Below are 18,313 nucleotides of genomic sequence, written 5' to 3'. Positions count from 1 at the left end.
TATTTATTCTTTCAAAAAAGAATAAATATGAATGGCTGGTATAAATTATTATATGAATGTATTTTCACTGTTTACCCATTTTTCAGTTGATGATAACTACTGTAATGATTGAAAGAAAATTTCGGATATTTTTTTTACTGCTATGCATTTCCGTAAATTTGACCTGTAAAAATAAAATAAATCTTAAATAAGATAAGAATGGAAAAGTATAATTACGGGGTCATCGGTCTCGGAGTAATGGGAAGAAACCTGCTTTATAATATTGCTGATAACGGTTTTTCAACAGCAGGATTCGATTTGGATGAGGAAAAAGTAAGAGAACTTCATCAAGGAGCAACTCCGGGAACTTCAGTTAAAGGAACAGCTTCTTTGGAAGAGTTTGTATCAGTTTTGGATAGTCCGAGAAAAATTATTTTAATGGTTCCCGCTGGAAAGCCTGTAGATGCTGTCCTGGAAAGCATTACACCCCTTCTCAGCCCAAAAGATATTGTAATTGATGCGGGAAATTCTTATTTCAAAGATACCGAAAGACGCATTGCTGATCTCGCTTCTAAAAACCTTCATTTTATGGGAATGGGCGTCTCAGGAGGAGAGCAAGGCGCAAGAAGAGGACCAAGTATTATGCCTGGTGGAGATTTGGAAGCTTTCAACCTGTTAAAACCTATGTTGGAATTAATTGCAGCAAAAGTTAATGGTGAACCTTGTACCGCTTACATGGGCAAAGGTTCTGCAGGAAACTACGTAAAGATGGTTCATAACGGTATCGAATATGCCATCATGCAGTTGATCAGCGAAGCTTACGATTTGTTGAGAAAAGGAGCCAATCTAAACAACAATCAGCTTTATGAGGTTTTCAAAACATGGAATGAAGGTGAAATGAATTCTTTCCTTATTGAAATCACAAGAGATATTTTCCAGCAAAAAGATGATTTAACAGATGGTTTTCTTGTTGACCAGATTCTGGATAAAGCCGGAGCAAAAGGAACAGGGAAATGGACTTCTGAGCAGGCTATGGAAATTGGTGTTTCTATTCCGACTATTGATATCGCGGTAACTTCAAGAATTTTATCCGCTTATAAAGATGAGCGAGTGAAAGCTTCTCAATTATATCCTAAAGGAGAAATAACAACTCCGGAAAATACAGATGTGTTCATCAAAGAAGTGGGTGAAGCCTTGTATTTGGCTACTTTAATCAGCTATGCTCAAGGGTTAGCATTATTGGTAAAAGCTTCTGAAGAATATCAGTTTGAAATTCCGTTAAAAGATGTTGTTAAAATATGGAGAGGTGGATGTATTATCCGTTCTGTTTTATTAGAAAAATTCTATTCGGCTTATTCTAAAGATCAGAATTTATCTAATATCCTATTGGATCAAGGGATTTCAGAAATCGTAAAAGATAAAATTTCTTCATTAAGAAAAGTCGCTTCCTTTGCTGCATCAAACGGAATTCCAAGCATAGGAATTCAGACAGCTTTAGGATATTTCGAAGCCTATACAACAGAATCTTTACCGATCAATCTGCTTCAGGCTCAGCGTGATTATTTTGGGGCGCACACTTACCAAAGAATTGACAGAGAAGGAGTTTTTCACACTTCATGGCAAAACGTAAATAACTAAATTCGGAAAATGAGCGACAACACAATCCTGCATCCAACAACCATTGTTATTTTTGGTGCAACAGGAGATTTGGCAAAAAGAAAGCTTTTTCCTGCATTTTATAATTTATATATCGATGGCAGAATGCCCAAAGGCTTTAATATTTTAGCCTTAGGAAGAGCCGAAAATACGGATGAAAAATTCAGAGCTTATATTAAAGAAAATCTGGAGAGTTTTTCCAGAAAAACTGTAACCAAGGAAGATTGGGCTGGTTTTCAGGCACACATCAGCTATTTTCAGCATCAGTTGGATGAAGAAGATTCTTACCAAAAACTGTATCACAAATTAGAAAATTTCGACAAAGTATACGGAACGAGAGGGAACAGGCTATTTTACCTTTCCATCGCTCCAAATTTCGTATCGGTTATTTCAAATCATATTAAGAATACCTCTATCGCTTCAGATCCTGCAAAAGATCGAATTATTATAGAAAAACCTTTTGGTCACAATAAAGAGTCTGCTATAGAATTGAATAATCTTCTTTCCCAAACCTTTCAGGAAGAACAGATTTACCGTATCGATCATTATTTAGGGAAAGAAACCGTTCAGAATATTTTAGCCTTCAGATTCGGAAACTCAATTTTCGAGCCTTTATGGAATCACAGGCATATAGAATCGGTTCAGATTACTGTTGCAGAAGAAGTAGGGGTAGAGACAAGAGCCAGTTTTTATGAGCAGACGGGTGCTTTACGTGATATGATTCAGAATCATCTTTTACAAATTCTATGTATGGTTGCTATGGAGCCACCTGTTTCATTGGAGTCTGGTGAAATCAGGGATCGTAAAGTGGATGTTTTAAAATCAATTCGCAGAATTTCTTCAGATAAAGTAGATCATTATGCAGTTCGGGGTCAGTATGGAAGAGGAAAAGTAAATGGAGTCAAGGTAAACGGCTATCGTCAGGAAGAAGGAATTGCCGCTGATTCCAATACAGAAACATTTGCTGCCATTAAGTTTTATCTGGATAACGAAAGATGGGAAAACGTTCCTTTCTACGTTCGTACCGGAAAAAAAATGAAAGAAAAGCATTCTTATATTACCATTCAGTTTAAACCACTTCCCCATTCTACATTTTCAGAAAGCACATCACTTTTATCAGCTAATCGACTGATTATTAATATCCAGCCGCAAATGGATATCAGATTGCAGTTTATGTCAAAGAAACCGGGACTTTCATTAGAATTGAAACCGGTAGAAATGATTTTTGATAATTTTGCCTGCCAGACTGATACTCCTGAAGCCTATGAAACTCTTTTATTAGAAGCACTTGTAGGTGATCTTACATTATTTATGCGTTCTGATCAGGTAGAAGAAGCCTGGGATGTTGTAAAAACAATTCAGGAAACCTGGGAAACAACCAAGGATGCTTCTTTCCCAAATTACGATGCAGGAAGCTGGGGACCTGATGACAGCAATGCTTTGGTTGAAAGACAAGGGCATCAGTGGGTTTAACTATTTAATTAAGAAATAAAAATGGATATTACAATATTTAATACGCTCGATACTTTATATAAAAAAGCAGCAGATACTTTCGTTGAGCTTTCCGAACAATCTATTCAAAAAAACGGAAAATTTGTAGTAGCGATAAGCGGTGGTTCTTCTCCGAAAGCCATTTTCAGCTTATTGGCGACTTCAGAATATGCAGATAAAATAGATTGGAACAAAGTTTATTTTTTCTGGGTAGATGAAAGATGGGTTGCTCTTGATGATGAAAAGAGTAATTTTAAAATGACTCTGGAAACACTTTTAAATAAAGTTCCTGTCAATAAAGATCAGATTTTCCCTATGTATAAGGACGGAATTGATCCTGAAGATTATGCTAAAGAATATGAAGCACAAATCAGAAATGTATTAGGTGAAGAAGGTGTTTTCGATTTTATCCTTTTAGGAATGGGTGACGATGGTCATACCGCTTCCTTATTTCCAGGAGAAGCAGTACTGGATGAAAAAGAAAAATGGGTTGCAGCTTATTATTTGAAACCTCAGGAAATGTTCAGGATTACTCTGACAGAACCTATTATCAATAAAGCCGACAACATTTTGATCGTTACATTCGGTACCTCTAAAAAGCATGCTCTGAACGAAGTTTTAAATGGAGAATACAATCCGAAACTATACCCGCTTCAGTTAATTAAAAAGAAAGACGGGATTCAGATTTTTACCGACGAAGAGGCAGGAGCCTAATATTGTATTTTTTTCATTAAACGGATTAAGGCAATACTGTCTTCGTTAAAAAAATAAGATATCGCCACTTTAAACAAGTGGCGATATTTTGTGTATAAACCGATCATTAGAAAAAATTCATACCCTTTCAAAGCAGTTTCCCATCATTCTTTCAAAATAATATACAAAAGAGCTTAAACGATTTACAATACTGAAAAGCATCGGTATAAATATTAATATAAACTTTTGTATTTTTATACAACAAAATACATTTTCTGCCTGTATGGCAGGGAAAACCAAACACTATTATTCGTGAAAAAATTAAACCCCAGTTATTTCGAGTTCTTCTTTTACAGGTATGGAACAATTATTATTCTTGTTCATGTCGTAACAATAGTATGTTATTTTTTAAGTACACAAGAAGAAGATCCCATTACCTTAATTTTTCCTACCATTCTCTGTTTCACTTTTTTCCCACTTGTCTGTTTATCAGAATATCGGATGCTCGAAAAAAATCTTCCTCCAGCGAATGTCTTTCTTACTGATAACAGCTTTATCATCAATGAACATCATTATTCTGCTGAGCAAATAGAAGAAATCACCTATATGCCTGTAAGAAATACTTTGAATAAATTTCCAAATTATTTTTTTGAAATTAAAATCAATGATGGTCGTATTTTTTATTTTCTGGATAAAAGTATGAACTGGAAATTTGAATCGCCTACCCTAAAATTACTGAATAAACACCCTCTTTTCTCTTTAAAAACAACAGAAAAAGAAGAATCTTCAGATGGCTTCACTGTGTTTAAAAAGCAAAAACAATAGTAAAGCTCAACATCCAACAAATATTATTATAAGACTCCATATTACAAACCTAAATTTTCTCAATCATGAAGTTAGAATTATATCAAATAGATGCATTTACAGAAGAAATTTTCCATGGAAATCCTGCGTGTGTTGTCCCATTGAAAAATTGGCTGCCTGATGAAGTTCTTTTAAAAATAGCCCGTGAAAATGCTGTAGCAGAAACCGCTTTCTTCATTGATAATGGCGACACCATTCACCTAAGATGGTTTACTCCCGAAATAGAAATGGATTTATGTGGGCATGCTACCCTTGCCACTGCTCATTGCTTAGCTTCCATTTTAAGTTATCCAAACAACAGAATCGTTTTTGAAACTAAAAGTGGTGAATTAACAGTAGATGTAAAAGATGGATTCTATTATATGGATTTCCCGTCAAGAATACCTGAACCCTCTACTCTTCCGGATACTATAGTAAAGTCTCTCAATATACAACCTACAGAAGTTTTCAAATCAAGAGACTATGTTTTGGTATATGAATCTGAGGAAGATATCAAAAAAATTATCGTTGAAAGATCTATTCTGGATCTTATTAATCTCGATCCGGGAGGCGTTGTTGTGACTGCTGCGGGTACAGACAGTGATTTTGTTTCAAGATATTTTACGCCACAGTCGTCTATTCTTGAAGATCCTGTTACCGGTTCTGCACACTGTTCACTGATCCCATTTTGGTCATCAAGGTTAGGAAAAGATCAACTTTTCGCCCGTCAACTTTCAGAAAGAGGAGGCCAGCTCTATTGCGAAAACAAAGGCGAAAGAGTGATTGTGGCAGGTAAAGCCAGAACCTATTCTATGGGAAATCTGTGGATAGAATAATGCTATTTTAATAGAGATAAAGCCCTCACCAGCAAAAAAGCACTAATGAATTTAAATTGGTGCTTTTATTTTTATAAATCATTTTTAATATCTTTAAAGAAAGGTGTAATGTTTCCATTAATGAGATCACAAAGGAAAAGCTAATCATAAAATTAAGTGAAATATGAGAATTGCGATATTCGGGGCTCACAACGTTGGCAAAACCACTTTAGCGGAAGAGCTTCTGGAACATCTTTCAGGTTATACCCTTGAGACAGAGCCTTATTACCAAATGGAATTATGTGGTTATGAATTCTCAGAAATTCCTGATACCGAAGACTTCGTTGAACAATTTAATTATTCAGTAAAACTGATTCTGCAAAGTGGAGACAATGTGATATTTGACAGATGTGTTATTGATCTCTTAGCCTATCTTCATGTTCTTGATCCTCGTAGAAATATTCAATCTCTCTTTGAAAAGGCTCAGGCAATAATTGATGAAATTGACCTTTTTGTATTGGTTCCCATTGAAGAACCGGATGTGATCCCTGTACACCAGATTGAGCTTCCAAAACTCAGAAACCAGGTCAATGATTTACTCTATGATTGGATTAATGATTTTAGAATAAAAGTAATTAGAGTCAATGGTCCATTATCTGATCGCAGAGATCAGGTACTCAATGGAATTTTATCCACTCCTGACACATAGCTGTCAATGATACTGCTAATTTTGTTGTATTCAATCAACAACTTCATTCTATGTGAAATTTCTCTGTCATACAGGATTATAGGCCATAGATAACTGAATCAATCAAAAACAAAAGCAAAATAAAAATACAATGGAAACAGGGTTAGAAAAAAAGAGTATCGCTATCAACACCAAACAGGAATGGCGTGACTGGCTTATGCAAAACCATCGTTCAAGCCAAAGGATATGGATTATTTGCAACAATAAAAAATCCGGACTTCCCACAGTTAGCTGGAGCGAATTAGTGGATGAAGCCATTTGTTTTGGCTGGATCGACAGTACTAGAAAGACTGTAGATTCCAATTCATTTATGCAATTGTACACCCAACGCAAAACCAAAAGTAACTGGTCCAAAATCAATAAAGAAAAGGTTCAGAGGCTTATAGATACAGGTATAATGCAGCCAGCCGGGCTTGAAAGTATTAAAGTGGCTAAAGAAAACGGCTCGTGGACTATTCTGGACAGTGTTGAAGAGCTTATCATCCCCAATGATCTGGAAAACGCCTTTACAGCACATGCCGGTTCAAAAGATTATTTTTTAGCGATGAGTAAAACCTTAAAAAAAATGATATTGCACTGGGTTACATTTGCCAAAAGGCCGGAAACCCGTCAAAAACGTATTAAGGAACTGGTAGAACAGGCAGCAAAACAACAAAGACCTGCGCAGTTCAGATAATCCGGTATGCTTTAGTGAAATTGGAGAAAGTCAAACCTCGATCCAATGAAGTCATTTTGTAAGATATCGTTTTCAAATAATCTTTTAAAAAATCATATTCGAAGAAATATTACCAATCTGCTGTATTTCTTTTAAAATAAGAGGATCAATATCCATTTTTGAAGTCTTTAAATGATTAAATTAGCACTGAATTAAAATGCGCTAAGATTTCTATGAAAAATATATTCGGTGTATTGCTTCTTTCTATGGTACAGCCCATAGTGGCCCAAACCAAATTGGAAAAAGCAATTACAAATCTTGAGAATAATTACGAACAGGAAAAAGTATATGTCCTTACAGATAAATCACAATATGCAGCTGGGGATAAAATCTGGTTTAAGAGCTTTGTATTTGATGGGTATAACCGCTCTGCACTCTCTACGACCCTCTTTGTAGAACTTTACAGTTCTGATAAAAAATTAATAGCCTGGAAGACCGTATTGCTTACCAATGGAGAAGGCAGCGGAGATTTTCAACTGAAAGAAGATCTTCCTGAGCAGGTTTATTTTGTGAGAGCTTATACGCCTTACATGACCAACTTTAACGAAGACTTTCAGATTGTGAAAACCATTCCGGTTTACAATCCAAACTCCCCAGAATCACTGATCATTTCTAAAAGTTCTGATTGGTCTGCAAAAGCTTTTCCGGAAGGCGGAACCTTCGTTAATGGTACTCCTACAAAATTTGCTGTAAGATTATCAAGCGGTACTTCTTTACCAGAAAACTGGACCGGAAAAGTAATCGATGCACAAAATCCCAATGTTCCTCTAACTACTTTTAAGTCTTTTGATAAAAATGTAGCCTCTTTTACCATAACGCCTGCTTCAGGAAAAAAATACCAGGCGATCATTCAGGATAATACAGGAAAAAGCAAAACAATAGACCTGCCACAAGTAGCAGATAGTGGTCTCCATTTAGAAGTTAACAGTGCTAAAGATGGAATTAAATACACGTTAAAAGGGGTTAACTTAAAACAACAGCTCCAAAATTATAAAATTGTAGGAACCATTAATAACCATCTTGCTTACAGGGCCAATATTAAACAGTTAACCAATGAAGCTTCCAGTCTTATTCCTATCAAAATAAGCAATGGAGCGAATGGAGTTTTACAGTTAGCCATCTTTGATGACCAAGACAATCTGGTAGCACAAAGACTTTGCTTTATAAGGCCCAATGATCTAAAACTTGAGAAAGCTGAAATTATAGGTCAGAGTATAAAACAAACGCCAAGATCTTTCAACAGCATTGACCTTTCCCCGGAGTCCTATTTTAAACATTATACGGTTTTGGTAAGTGAAAATGATGGCAGCAATAAGCCCGAAGAAGAAAACTTGCTGAGCAGCCTCTGGCTAACGGGAGATTTTACTACAAAAATAGACAGCCCGGCCCAATATTTTTCTAAAACGGCCAATAGTGAAGCATTGGATGCGCTGCTTATTTCTGAAAACTGGAAAAGGTTTGACTGGAATTCTTTACTTAGCGGATCTGTACCCACTATAAAGACCAAATCTCCAAAATTTCTTTCTTACAGGGTGAAACCTGTTAAAAATAACGCTTTGATAATCAATTCCAGTGTGGTTTTATTATTGAAAGCCGGCAAAAGTGAACCTGTTATCAGCCCGTTTCAGACCGATCAAAGCGGATATGTTTATTTAAATAATCTGAGCAATGATGAGCCTGTGAATGTTTCGTTATTTGCCAATTCAGGAAATGAGAAAGAATCCAATGCTGAGAATTTATTCGTAACAGTAGAGCCATTGGTAAACCCTACAGAATTTACGGGCAACTTTCCTCCAACACAATATAAACTAGTAAAAAATACCGGAAATAAAACCCTTCCTCCCACCATTTCCAGAGCTATTATTACTCAAAAAAACACTAAAAAAATAGAGGGTGTCGAGGTACAGGAAATTAAAGAAGTAGAATTAACAGGAAAGAAGAAAGATCCGAAAGAAGAATTAGACAAACAACTGTCCACCGGAATGTTCAGTTCTCAGAACTCTACCATATTCGATTTTGTGAATGAAGATCAGCATGCTGAAGGATTTACCAATATATTCGACTGGCTACAGGGAAGAGCTGCTGGTTTAACATTTCAAAGAAATAATTCAGGGATAAATATACCTTATATACGTGGCCAGCAAGCTAAACTATACTTAGATGAAATCCTTACAGATCCTACGATGATTGCTACTCTGCCTGTCAACAATATTGCAATGGTAAAAATTATTAAGGGTGGTGGATTAGTAGGTGATGCAGTAGCCATTTATACCATGAGAGGAGATTTAAAATCTAAGGTCAAAAAGAATGATGCTCCAAAGAACAATTCATCTGTTATCAAAGGATATGATAAACCATCGGAGTTCCTTGTTGAAATGCTGGATGAGGATGCAAAGATTGAAAATGACACGAGAGAAACCCTTTACTGGAATCCTAATTTATTCGATAGCGATTATGTTCCGCCAAGAATTAAATTCTTCAATAATGACAGTGCCAAACAGTATAAAGTTTTGATCATAAGTTTTGATGATGATGATAATCTTCTTTATCAGAACGAGATCTTTAAATAATATTATTTCTCCAGATTAAAAGCCTTTCAGTTTTCCTGAGAGGCTTTTTTAGTTTTGAAATCGGAACCTGAAAGACATGCAATACCATAAAACTTTGAAAATAATTTAAAATTATCATACAAACAGACTCAGATATTAGCAGATGTAATATATTTGAGACTTCAATTTTTATATCAGCAACTAATAAACCTATTAATCATGAAAACCTCAATGGCATTCTTAGTTTTTCTTGTTTCAAATTACTTTTTTTCACAAACGATTCATTCTGAAAAATTAGATAATTATTTCAATTATATTGAGAATAATAATTTAGGAGTGGGACGTTTGTCAGTTTTTAAAAATGGGAAAGAAGTATATGCTAAAAGTTTTGGACAAAAAAATATATCTGAATTAATTGATGATAAAAATACCCGATATCAGGTGGGTTCTGTGACCAAAATGATGACCGCTGTTTTAATTTTTAAATTAATTGAAGGAAAAAAATTAGATTTAAATGATAAACTTTCAGCGTTTTATCCGGAAGTTCCAAATTCAGAGCTCATAACCCTTAAAAATTTATTAGAACATACCAGCGGATTGGGAAGTTATGTGGTAAAAGACGGAGAGGTTTGGGTAACGGAAAAGACCACTGACCGGGAAATCATGGAACTCATTGTCAAACAAGGGAAAAGCTTTGAACCTGGCGAAAAAACAGCATATTCAAACTCCGCTTATTACCTCCTGACTAAAATTCTTGAAAAAAAGCATAATAAGCCGTTTCACCAAATACTCTATTCAGAAATTATACTGCCTCTGAGGCTCAAAAATCTGGCTTCTTACAAACCCGATCAAAAAAATGTATTTCTGCCTTATCGATATGAAAACAATTCATGGACGATTCTGAAAAAGGAAATAAATTTACTCAATGTAATTGGCGTAGGCGATGTCTCAGCGACCCCTTATGATCTGAATATTTTCATCAATAGTTTATTCCATAATAAGATCCTAAAGAAAGAATCCATGGAGCTGATGCAGCCTAAACCAGGAAAAGAAGATTGGGGAAGAGGGATGGCAGTCTGGAATTTTAACGATCTTATATTTTATGGACATGGTGGAGATACATTAGGATCACATGCCATTCTTATTTATAATAAAGAAGATGACCTCTCCATCGCTTATGTTACGAATGGAGAGCGAATTAAAAAAGAAAACTTCATGCAAAATGTTGTTGATCTGCTTTATAACAAAGAAATTAAGCTCCCGGAAATACAAGATAAACCATAACAGGTGGTACGCAAAACAATAAACGGAAATCGAAACACTACAATTTTTTAACAGGTTTCTTCAAAAGAAAATACTAAATATTCCGTTTAATTCTTAAATTTAACCAATGCAAAAGAATCTTTATCTCATCATCATATTATTTTCTCTTACCAGTTGCTATACTTACCAGGTTAAAAAGCAAGTGACTACAGCACCAGACAATAAACAAGCATTTAAAAAGAATGCTATTCGTACGACTCCTGATGCTCCTCAAATGCAAAGTGCAGCTGCTGAATTCCAAAGCCCTACCACACAACAAGCGCCTGTCCCAATCAATATTCAGGAGAAACTTACCCCCAATAAAAATGTTAAAATTGACGTTGATGGCAAGAGCTATAAAGTAATCGTTGACCGATGGGAAAGCGACAGCCTGGTAGCCCATCCGGTTAATAGTCCTAAAAAAATTCTGAAATTCCATAAGAACCAGATCAATGGTGATAAGATAGCGGAAAAACGTTTTTCAAAACCCATAGCTGATATTATTACAGTTCTGGCTTATGCCGGAATTGCTGTTGGAATATATTTTCTTGTCCGCTAATTTTTTTCACAAATCCTTTCGTATAAACTAAACCTTCTGACAACAGTATAATATTAATGAGTTTTGATGAAGATAGTCATCTTCTTTACCAGAATGAAATTTTTAAATAATAGATTTTCTAATTAAAAGGCCTTTCAATTCTCCTGAAAGGCTTTTTAGAAATACATTCAGCACTATCGATGCTTTAAGATTCTGTCTTATAACTCTGGACATGCCATTTGATTGTCATCAGGAATACACATATTCCCTCCAAATGGTAAAATACAGTCATTGGTTCCAGGAGGGCATTTTGAATCACCATTATTACCTTCACCACCCTTTACTTGCTTCATTTCTTTTCTTGAAACTTTTTTTAAATTTTTCATGTTTTTCGTTATTAACTTGTTAAGTATCAAATATAATAATAATTCCCAACAATAAGATTTATATTAAAATAAAAGCATCTCAACTTTCCTGAAAGGATTTTTTTAAGAATAAGAAAACTATAATATTATTGACGAAACTATATGGTTATTTATTATCAGAAGAAAAATCCCCACTACCGCACGAATCTTTCGTGTGGTTTTAATATAATATTACAAATCAAACATTCTAAAAACAACAATATCATCTAAAAGTCCTTTTTCATCAGAATAATCTATTGCACTGCTGTATCTATAATCTTCTGCACGGAAAACCAAACCTGCTTTTACAGGATTTTGATGTACATAATTAATCTTCTGATTAATCACTCTATTGCTCCACAACTCAATGGGTTTATTATCATGTCTCCAAAATTGGTATTGGTTTACATTTAAAGCCTTTGAACCTTCTTTGAGAAAGAAATTTAATAAAAACTCCTTTCTGCTTTCTGTAGGATTTTCTTTGATAGCGGTAACAAGTGCTTTGCTTGTAAATCTTTTTAAATCTCCTATCAGAGCTTCTGGTTTTTGCCCATTTATACTTCTGAACACTAAATGCACATGATTTGACATGATGCACCATGCATGTATTTCCATTCCTTTATTCTTTTGGCAAAATCTTAAACTTTCTACAAAAATTTCTTTGTATTCATTTCTAATAAAGACATCCAGCCAACCTACAACAGCAAAACTTATGAAATATAATCCTTCAGGATTATGGAATTTGTAATTACGACTCATCAATTATGTTTTTATAAAGATAAAAACTTTATGAGAATGGGATTGAGATAAAAAACCATAAACCACACGAAAGGATTCGTGCGGTAACTAAGAGTAAAAATCAAAAAACCATTATAATATAAAAGACTGCCTCAAAAGACAGTCTCTTATTATTAATGGGATTTTATTTGTTTATGGCCAAACTGTTCCTTTTTGGCTAGGGCTTGTCCATGGTTTTCCGGAGCAGCTTGTTCCCGGATGGGCAGCAAGACATTTACTGACCCAAGCACTGCCCACATCGTGAGATTTCACTTTGCTTCCTGAACAATAGGTAGTTCCGGTGTTATCTTTATAGAGCTGATAATTGGGATAGGCACCTTTCTCAAGCATTTCCCTTTCACTATTTACCTGTGCAGGATAATCGACGATAGCACCAAGAACCCAGGCTATGGAATCTCTATTGTTACCAGCGATCAGACTTTGAGGAGGGGTTAAAGTGATCTTGATAGTTGATTTTGAACTGTCTACCTGAATAGACGAAGAATACGTAGACTCTGTAACACTGGCCAAAGGAATTCCTAAGAAGGAAAGTGTTGCAGAAGAAGATTGTTCAAAGGTTTTTTGAATACTTTTATAATCTTCACCGGTTACCGTAATCTCAACACTAGGGTAATTAGAAATTGCAACCCCGTTCAGCAAACCGAAAGGTCCGTCAGGTCCGAATTTTGTAGCAGGATTCGGAGAAAATTTATATCCGGAAATATGTTTTTCTTTCTCTTTGTCTGCACTGTTTACTTCCGCTTTACGGATAGGATCAAACCATGCCCAGTACATATTGCTTGCAATATTAAAATCTGTAGGACCAAAATTGACAAGCGTAACTCCGGTAAAAGACATCGATATTTTGATCGAGTTTTTGCTGATGGCGATATCTTCACTGAAATAATTAGCATTGCCTCCAATTCCTAAGGTAAAGAAGTCGAAGATAGGAATAGAAAAACCAGTCTTCCCTTGTACGGAAACCTGGAACCGGCTTTCGGATTCACGTTTAACTTCCATGTCTATCTGAGCCGCCTGAGAGGTATTTTTAAGTCCGTTTAAAATATCGCTAAGGGGTGTTGTCACCTGGAAGGCAGGTAAAACACTGTCGTCATTCAACTGCAGACCTCCGTTATCTTTTTTAGGCTGTTGTACATTCTTTAACACTCTGGATAAATAACCATTATTCATCGTCACATTGTTCTGTAAAGATATTGTGGCTCCCAGAGCATTCAGATAATTCGCTAAAACAGGAAGAATAGGTTGGCCACTTGCCGGAGTCTTATTCAGTAAAGCATCCAGGTTATCACTTTTCTGAATTTGGGATAAGGTAGTTGCCGGATTAGCCCATTCTGTAGCGATTTTATTCATAATGATATCAATAGGCTGCATTGTTTCTGTTGCAGGAGGAAGCGAACCATAAGCTCCTACCCATGCATTAAGTAAAGCCATCTGCTGATCTGTAGCATTTTTATGAGCATCATTTAATATCACTGTATCTTCTTCAGATAAAGAATAATTGACTTTTGAGAAAACATCAATAAAATAATTGGTAAATACCTGATCAAGCTGAACCGGCTCAGTATTGGCTTTAAGATTTGATGAGATCCAGTCGTACGTTTTTTTATTAAACTTAAGATTTGACGGATCCTGCCAGTAATAAGGGAAATTTCCTTTGCCGTTAATGGTTATAGAGGATAGCTCTGTGCTTAAAACACTTGATAGTATATCATTAGCCTTGTCTTTTAATTCTGTAATGAGTTCTGATGCTTCTACAAAAGGAGCAACATTTTCTGGATTTTTCATGATTAATAATTTTTGGTTTTTTTCCTACTCTTTTATCGGCTTTTCGGAGACTGCCATTTTTTGTTCAGGGTTTCGAAACATCTTTTGAACATGTCAAAGTAACGGCGAAAAATGAAGTGATGTTAGCGTATAAATCTCTAATTTTCATGTCAGGTATTTATACCGTAGTCAATAGGCGTTTATACTACCATATTTTAGTAAGTATTTATACCTGTATCAATTACAACGCCCATTTTTAGAAATTCTATTTCAGGAAAACCATAAAAAATAAAAGCATCATGTTGTAATGATGCTTTTATTTTCAATCTATGCTAGATATTTTCCCTTATTCATACTTAGAAAAATCTACCGCAAAAATACAACGGTTGACCTGGTTGCCATTCTGCGCTCCGGCATTGGGTTCATATTCCGTAAGGCTCCATAGATAGTTGTATTGAGATTCATAATAAAGAGACTCTGCTCCGTAGGGCCATCTATAACGTACCGTATCATCTGCTCCGTCGGTATATCTTGCCAGTCTGGCATTGGAACCGTAGGAATTGCTTGGAGATCCGGTACAGGAAAGCCATGTTTTGTTTCCTTTTCGGAATACGCCCTGGATACCATGGGCATGGTTATCTGTAAAAAGACTGTTTTTAGGAGCGACACTCACAATCCCTGAGTTTTGGATGGTTCCATTGGCATCAACAGGAAAACCAAAGACTTTAGGAACAATAGAAGCATCCGCACTGCCTGCATAATATTGTCCTGTCCAAAGCTGAGTTCCTTCATCATTCACCTGTATGGTGGAGAAAGGACTGGCATTATTAATCTTCTGATACCCGGTCTGAGGTAATATATACCGATAGTTGAAAGCGAATAAATTTCCGTTGGCATCTTTACCACATTTCTCATTGGTCGTATCTCCGGTACTTACTTCAATAATTTTATTCAGATCAAATATCCGAACCCCCAGATTGGTACTGCTGAGATATATTTTCCCTTTGAAATAGGCTATGCCACCAGCATGTACTTTCAATGGGGCGTAAGAGCCGTATTGGGTATAGGTAGTGGTATTGGTTGGGATATCAGGCTGTACCAGAAGGATATGCCGGTAGGTGAGATAGGTGCTTGAACTTGGGCTGATGTCGATCAGCGTAATGCGGGACCCTTTATATTCGGCGTCATCTTTTGCATACCAGCTCACCAACAGATAGCGAACACCATCTTTGGTAAATCCGGCAATTCCCTGTGGTCTCCAAATAGAAGTAGTTTCATCATCAGTGTTCCAGCGGATTCCCCTTACCCTGTTTTCTTCCGGGATATTGAATCCATAGACTTCGGTGTATGCATTTCCACCAATAGCCTGACGATTTTTATTAACCTGGGCCGGATTTAAAAAGCTAAAGCCTGAATTGATATAAGTACTGGTATCTACATAAGGATTAACACTCACCTCTGCATCTACTCTGCTGGTACTGGCTTTCGATGGAAGCTCCTCCTCCATTGCTGCTGAAGTTAATTGATTATTCTGACATCCGATGCCTGTTACAGCAAGCATAAACATCCATCCAAAGAATTGTTTTTGAATCATAATTATAGGTAATAAAGGGTAATACGTATTTATAATTTGTAAATCGCTCACGAAACTACCGGAATCTGTTTTCATGGAAATTACCTCTGCATTAAATGTGTATTACATTTATGTTTTCTACATTTCCGGTAAACACTACGTGCAATCATAGCTTTCTATGATGATGGAAGTCTATGGCTCGTATCTCAATGTGGCTCTTAAGCTCAATCATACATTTCATTTCAAACAACCCAATAAAAAACACATGAAAATATCGAAAAGAACAAAATCTTAATCTATTTATTAATATTGAACCGGGTTATGTATATTTGAGTATTAGTGAAAACTTCAGAACACTGTAATCCTACCTTATGAAAACAACCCTTAGTTACCTGTTTATTGTACTATATACTTTTGTAAGCTGCCAGGAGAAATCAGTCATTAATGATCTGCAATTTTCTAACTATTCAGGACATCCCAAAAAGGTCACAGAGTTCATCACGTTTTCAACTCAGAATACGAATAAAAGTATTTCTTATTTTGACAAAGAAGGTTTTCTGACAAAGATAGAATACTATAATGCAACCCAGAGTGAATCTCCCAATGAAAGATTCATAGATCAAATTATTACCTATAATTCAAAAGATAAGACCAAACGTTATTTCGAAACCGTTAATTCTAAAAATAAAAAGGTAGAAAGCAATGGCTATTTTGAAAAAATATCCGATTCTGTGTATCGGAGAATTTCAAATACTGTTGATCATAAGATGTCGCTTAATAAGTTGCTTTATTTTGACAAGAATAACCGCCTTATAAAAACGGGAGAAACGGGAATCTTTTATGGTACTCCAATTAATAACATCATTTTTTATACGTATATCAATGGTGCAGAGCATGAAATGCTTATTGAAGATGTAACCAATCATAAAAAATCTAAGCTTACTTCTAAAAATGTAAAGCTGGACGCGAAATCTAATCCTGTTTATATAGAGCTAACAGATGGATATGGAACAGTTCAACAAAAAATAGAAAGAGAATTTGAATATTATTAATCTGAATAAAATGCTGTGTAAACAAGTATTATATTTGAATACCCACTAACTAATCACTCAAAATGAAAGATCGTAACTATAAAATAGAACTCAGACCTACAACAGTCGATGATCTAGGCACTCTTTTTCAATTTCAGCTTGATGCTGAAGCCAATCACCTGGCAGCATTTACTTCAAAAGATGCTGCCAATAAGGATGCATATTTGGTTAAATACACCCGATTACTGAATGATCCGACTGTCAATAACCAGACCATTATAGTAGGTACTGTTATCGCAGGAAGTATTGCAAAGTTTATTATGGAAGGCAATACAGAAATCACTTATTGGATTGATAAGGAGTTCTGGGGGAAAGGTGTTGCCACAAAAGCGTTAAAAGAGTTTCTTACCCTTGAACCGACCAGACCTATTTTTGGACGGGTTGCCTTTGACAATTTTGGTTCGCAGAAGGTACTGGAAAATTGTGGCTTTCTGAGAATCGGTACAGATAAAGGTTTTGCCAATGCAAGACAGATGGAGATTGAAGAGTTTATTTACAGGCTTGATGCTTAATTCAAAAAGCTCAAAACATGAACCTTATAATTCTATAGCTGGAAACCACTTTCAGCCTGCATCTTCTCTTTTCCTCTTTGTTTTATAAAATTCTCCTGAACTCTATTGGCTGGATATTTCAGGGGTAATCTTTTTTGCTTATTTTTACATAAAATAAATAAAAATAACATATGAAAAGAATCGTATTAGCAGGGCTAATAACTATGGGAGGGCTTCTAACGGTAAAAGCACAATGTAAAACAGAATCTGCCATCAACGAAAACTTTGATACATGGAAAGATATTGATAAATGCTGGACTGCCCAGCCGGGAGGAAAGGCAATGCTGTATGCGAGTGACAAAAAAATTATATTTTACTCAATGAACAGTCCTGGAGAAAATATGTTTTTAGTAACTCCGAAAATTAAAGCAGGAAACTATACTCTTAGCCTTGATATTTCAGATAACGGAGGGGAAACTACATTGGAGATTTTCTCAGTGAACAATACTTCCGATGCAAAATCATATGTTTCAATAGCTAAACCTTCCAAAATCACAGGAGATAAAAAAACCTACACTATTTCTATTAAAAAAGATACCCATTTAGGACTGAAGGTTTTACTGAACGGCATTCATCAGGCAGTTTATATGGATAACTTTTCATTGAAACAAAAATAAAATAGTTAATCTGCTGTAGATTAATTAAGGCTGAAGAAATAAGAATTCCGTAAAACGAAATCGTCTTCATCAAGTAAGCCTATACAGATAAATCTTTTAAAAGATATGTAAAGATAATCATATCAAGTTAGTTCATTTATTCTCCAAAGTTTCCTGGCTTTGGAGATTTTATTTTAATCAAATGAA

17 protein-coding genes are annotated in these 18,313 nt (G+C 35.5%); 13 read left to right on the top strand and 4 right to left on the bottom strand.

Going from position 1 to position 18,313, the window contains the following annotated elements; all coding sequences use genetic code 11:
• Nucleotides 1-198 precede the first annotated feature (198 nt).
• The 10 genes from gnd to NBX25_RS21655 all read left to right on the top strand — a co-directional run bounded on the left by gnd (nt 199) and on the right by NBX25_RS21655 (nt 11,350).
• Nucleotides 199-1,617: an NADP-dependent phosphogluconate dehydrogenase gene (gene gnd / locus NBX25_RS21700; RefSeq protein WP_123910962.1), complete on the top strand. Its 1,419-nt coding sequence runs from the start codon at nt 199-201 to the stop codon at nt 1,615-1,617.
• A 9-nt stretch (nt 1,618-1,626) separates the two neighbouring features.
• On the top strand, nt 1,627-3,108 hold the full coding sequence (gene zwf, locus NBX25_RS21695) for a glucose-6-phosphate dehydrogenase (protein WP_123910961.1): 1,482 nt from the start codon (nt 1,627-1,629) through the stop codon (nt 3,106-3,108).
• Between the two features lie 21 nt (nt 3,109-3,129).
• Nucleotides 3,130-3,840 (top strand): 6-phosphogluconolactonase, encoded by a 711-nt coding sequence (gene pgl / locus NBX25_RS21690; protein ID WP_250255393.1) that lies wholly within the window; start codon nt 3,130-3,132, stop codon nt 3,838-3,840.
• A gap of 291 nt (nt 3,841-4,131) precedes the next feature.
• Nucleotides 4,132-4,644 carry a hypothetical protein gene (locus NBX25_RS21685; protein ID WP_250255392.1) on the top strand — a complete coding sequence of 171 codons (513 nt, stop codon included), beginning with the start codon at nt 4,132-4,134 and terminating at the stop codon, nt 4,642-4,644.
• 65 nt (nt 4,645-4,709) lie between these two features.
• The gene (locus NBX25_RS21680; RefSeq protein WP_250255391.1) at nt 4,710-5,498 is read left to right on the top strand and encodes a PhzF family phenazine biosynthesis protein; all 789 of its coding nucleotides are present in this window, start codon (nt 4,710-4,712) and stop codon (nt 5,496-5,498) included.
• 163 nt (nt 5,499-5,661) lie between these two features.
• Nucleotides 5,662-6,186, top strand: coding sequence for an ATP/GTP-binding protein (locus NBX25_RS21675; protein WP_250255390.1), 525 nt, complete (start codon nt 5,662-5,664; stop codon nt 6,184-6,186).
• Between the two features lie 130 nt (nt 6,187-6,316).
• The gene (locus NBX25_RS21670; RefSeq protein WP_250255389.1) at nt 6,317-6,901 is read left to right on the top strand and encodes a YdeI/OmpD-associated family protein; all 585 of its coding nucleotides are present in this window, start codon (nt 6,317-6,319) and stop codon (nt 6,899-6,901) included.
• A 212-nt stretch (nt 6,902-7,113) separates the two neighbouring features.
• Nucleotides 7,114-9,510 carry a hypothetical protein gene (locus tag NBX25_RS21665; protein ID WP_250255388.1) on the top strand — a complete coding sequence of 799 codons (2,397 nt, stop codon included), beginning with the start codon at nt 7,114-7,116 and terminating at the stop codon, nt 9,508-9,510.
• Between the two features lie 198 nt (nt 9,511-9,708).
• On the top strand, nt 9,709-10,773 hold the full coding sequence (locus NBX25_RS21660) for a serine hydrolase domain-containing protein (RefSeq protein ID WP_250255387.1): 1,065 nt from the start codon (nt 9,709-9,711) through the stop codon (nt 10,771-10,773).
• Nucleotides 10,774-10,879: 106 nt separating this feature from the next.
• On the top strand, nt 10,880-11,350 hold the full coding sequence (locus tag NBX25_RS21655; protein WP_123910953.1) for a hypothetical protein: 471 nt from the start codon (nt 10,880-10,882) through the stop codon (nt 11,348-11,350).
• 197 nt (nt 11,351-11,547) lie between these two features.
• Here NBX25_RS21655 and NBX25_RS21650 read toward each other — a convergent pair whose 3' ends face one another.
• The 4 genes from NBX25_RS21650 to NBX25_RS21635 all read right to left on the bottom strand — a co-directional run bounded on the left by NBX25_RS21650 (nt 11,548) and on the right by NBX25_RS21635 (nt 15,889).
• Entirely contained in the window at nt 11,548-11,715 is a 168-nt protein-coding gene (locus NBX25_RS21650; protein WP_164464473.1) for a bacteriocin-like protein, read from the bottom strand.
• A 210-nt stretch (nt 11,716-11,925) separates the two neighbouring features.
• The gene (locus NBX25_RS21645; RefSeq protein ID WP_250255386.1) at nt 11,926-12,492 is read right to left on the bottom strand and encodes an REP-associated tyrosine transposase; all 567 of its coding nucleotides are present in this window, start codon (nt 12,490-12,492) and stop codon (nt 11,926-11,928) included.
• Between the two features lie 171 nt (nt 12,493-12,663).
• Nucleotides 12,664-14,316: a lamin tail domain-containing protein gene (locus NBX25_RS21640; protein ID WP_123910952.1), complete on the bottom strand. Its 1,653-nt coding sequence runs from the start codon at nt 14,314-14,316 to the stop codon at nt 12,664-12,666.
• 325 nt (nt 14,317-14,641) lie between these two features.
• The gene (locus tag NBX25_RS21635; RefSeq protein ID WP_123910951.1) at nt 14,642-15,889 is read right to left on the bottom strand and encodes a hypothetical protein; all 1,248 of its coding nucleotides are present in this window, start codon (nt 15,887-15,889) and stop codon (nt 14,642-14,644) included.
• Between the two features lie 350 nt (nt 15,890-16,239).
• Between NBX25_RS21635 and NBX25_RS21630 the strand changes: the two genes are divergently transcribed.
• The 3 genes from NBX25_RS21630 (at nt 16,240) to NBX25_RS21620 (ending at nt 18,127) form a co-directional block, all read left to right on the top strand.
• Nucleotides 16,240-16,920 carry a hypothetical protein gene (locus NBX25_RS21630; RefSeq protein WP_250255385.1) on the top strand — a complete coding sequence of 227 codons (681 nt, stop codon included), beginning with the start codon at nt 16,240-16,242 and terminating at the stop codon, nt 16,918-16,920.
• A 62-nt stretch (nt 16,921-16,982) separates the two neighbouring features.
• Nucleotides 16,983-17,471 (top strand): GNAT family N-acetyltransferase, encoded by a 489-nt coding sequence (locus tag NBX25_RS21625; RefSeq protein ID WP_250255384.1) that lies wholly within the window; start codon nt 16,983-16,985, stop codon nt 17,469-17,471.
• 170 nt (nt 17,472-17,641) lie between these two features.
• A complete protein-coding gene (locus NBX25_RS21620) occupies nt 17,642-18,127 on the top strand; it encodes a hypothetical protein (protein WP_123910948.1) in 486 nt (161 codons plus the stop codon).
• Nucleotides 18,128-18,313 lie beyond the last annotated feature (186 nt).

Source organism: Chryseobacterium sp. Marseille-Q3244 (assembly GCF_940807095.1).
GTDB lineage: Bacteria > Bacteroidota > Bacteroidia > Flavobacteriales > Weeksellaceae > Chryseobacterium.
Note: the sequence above shows the minus strand (reverse complement) of the source record. Positions and strands in the feature narration are given on the sequence as shown.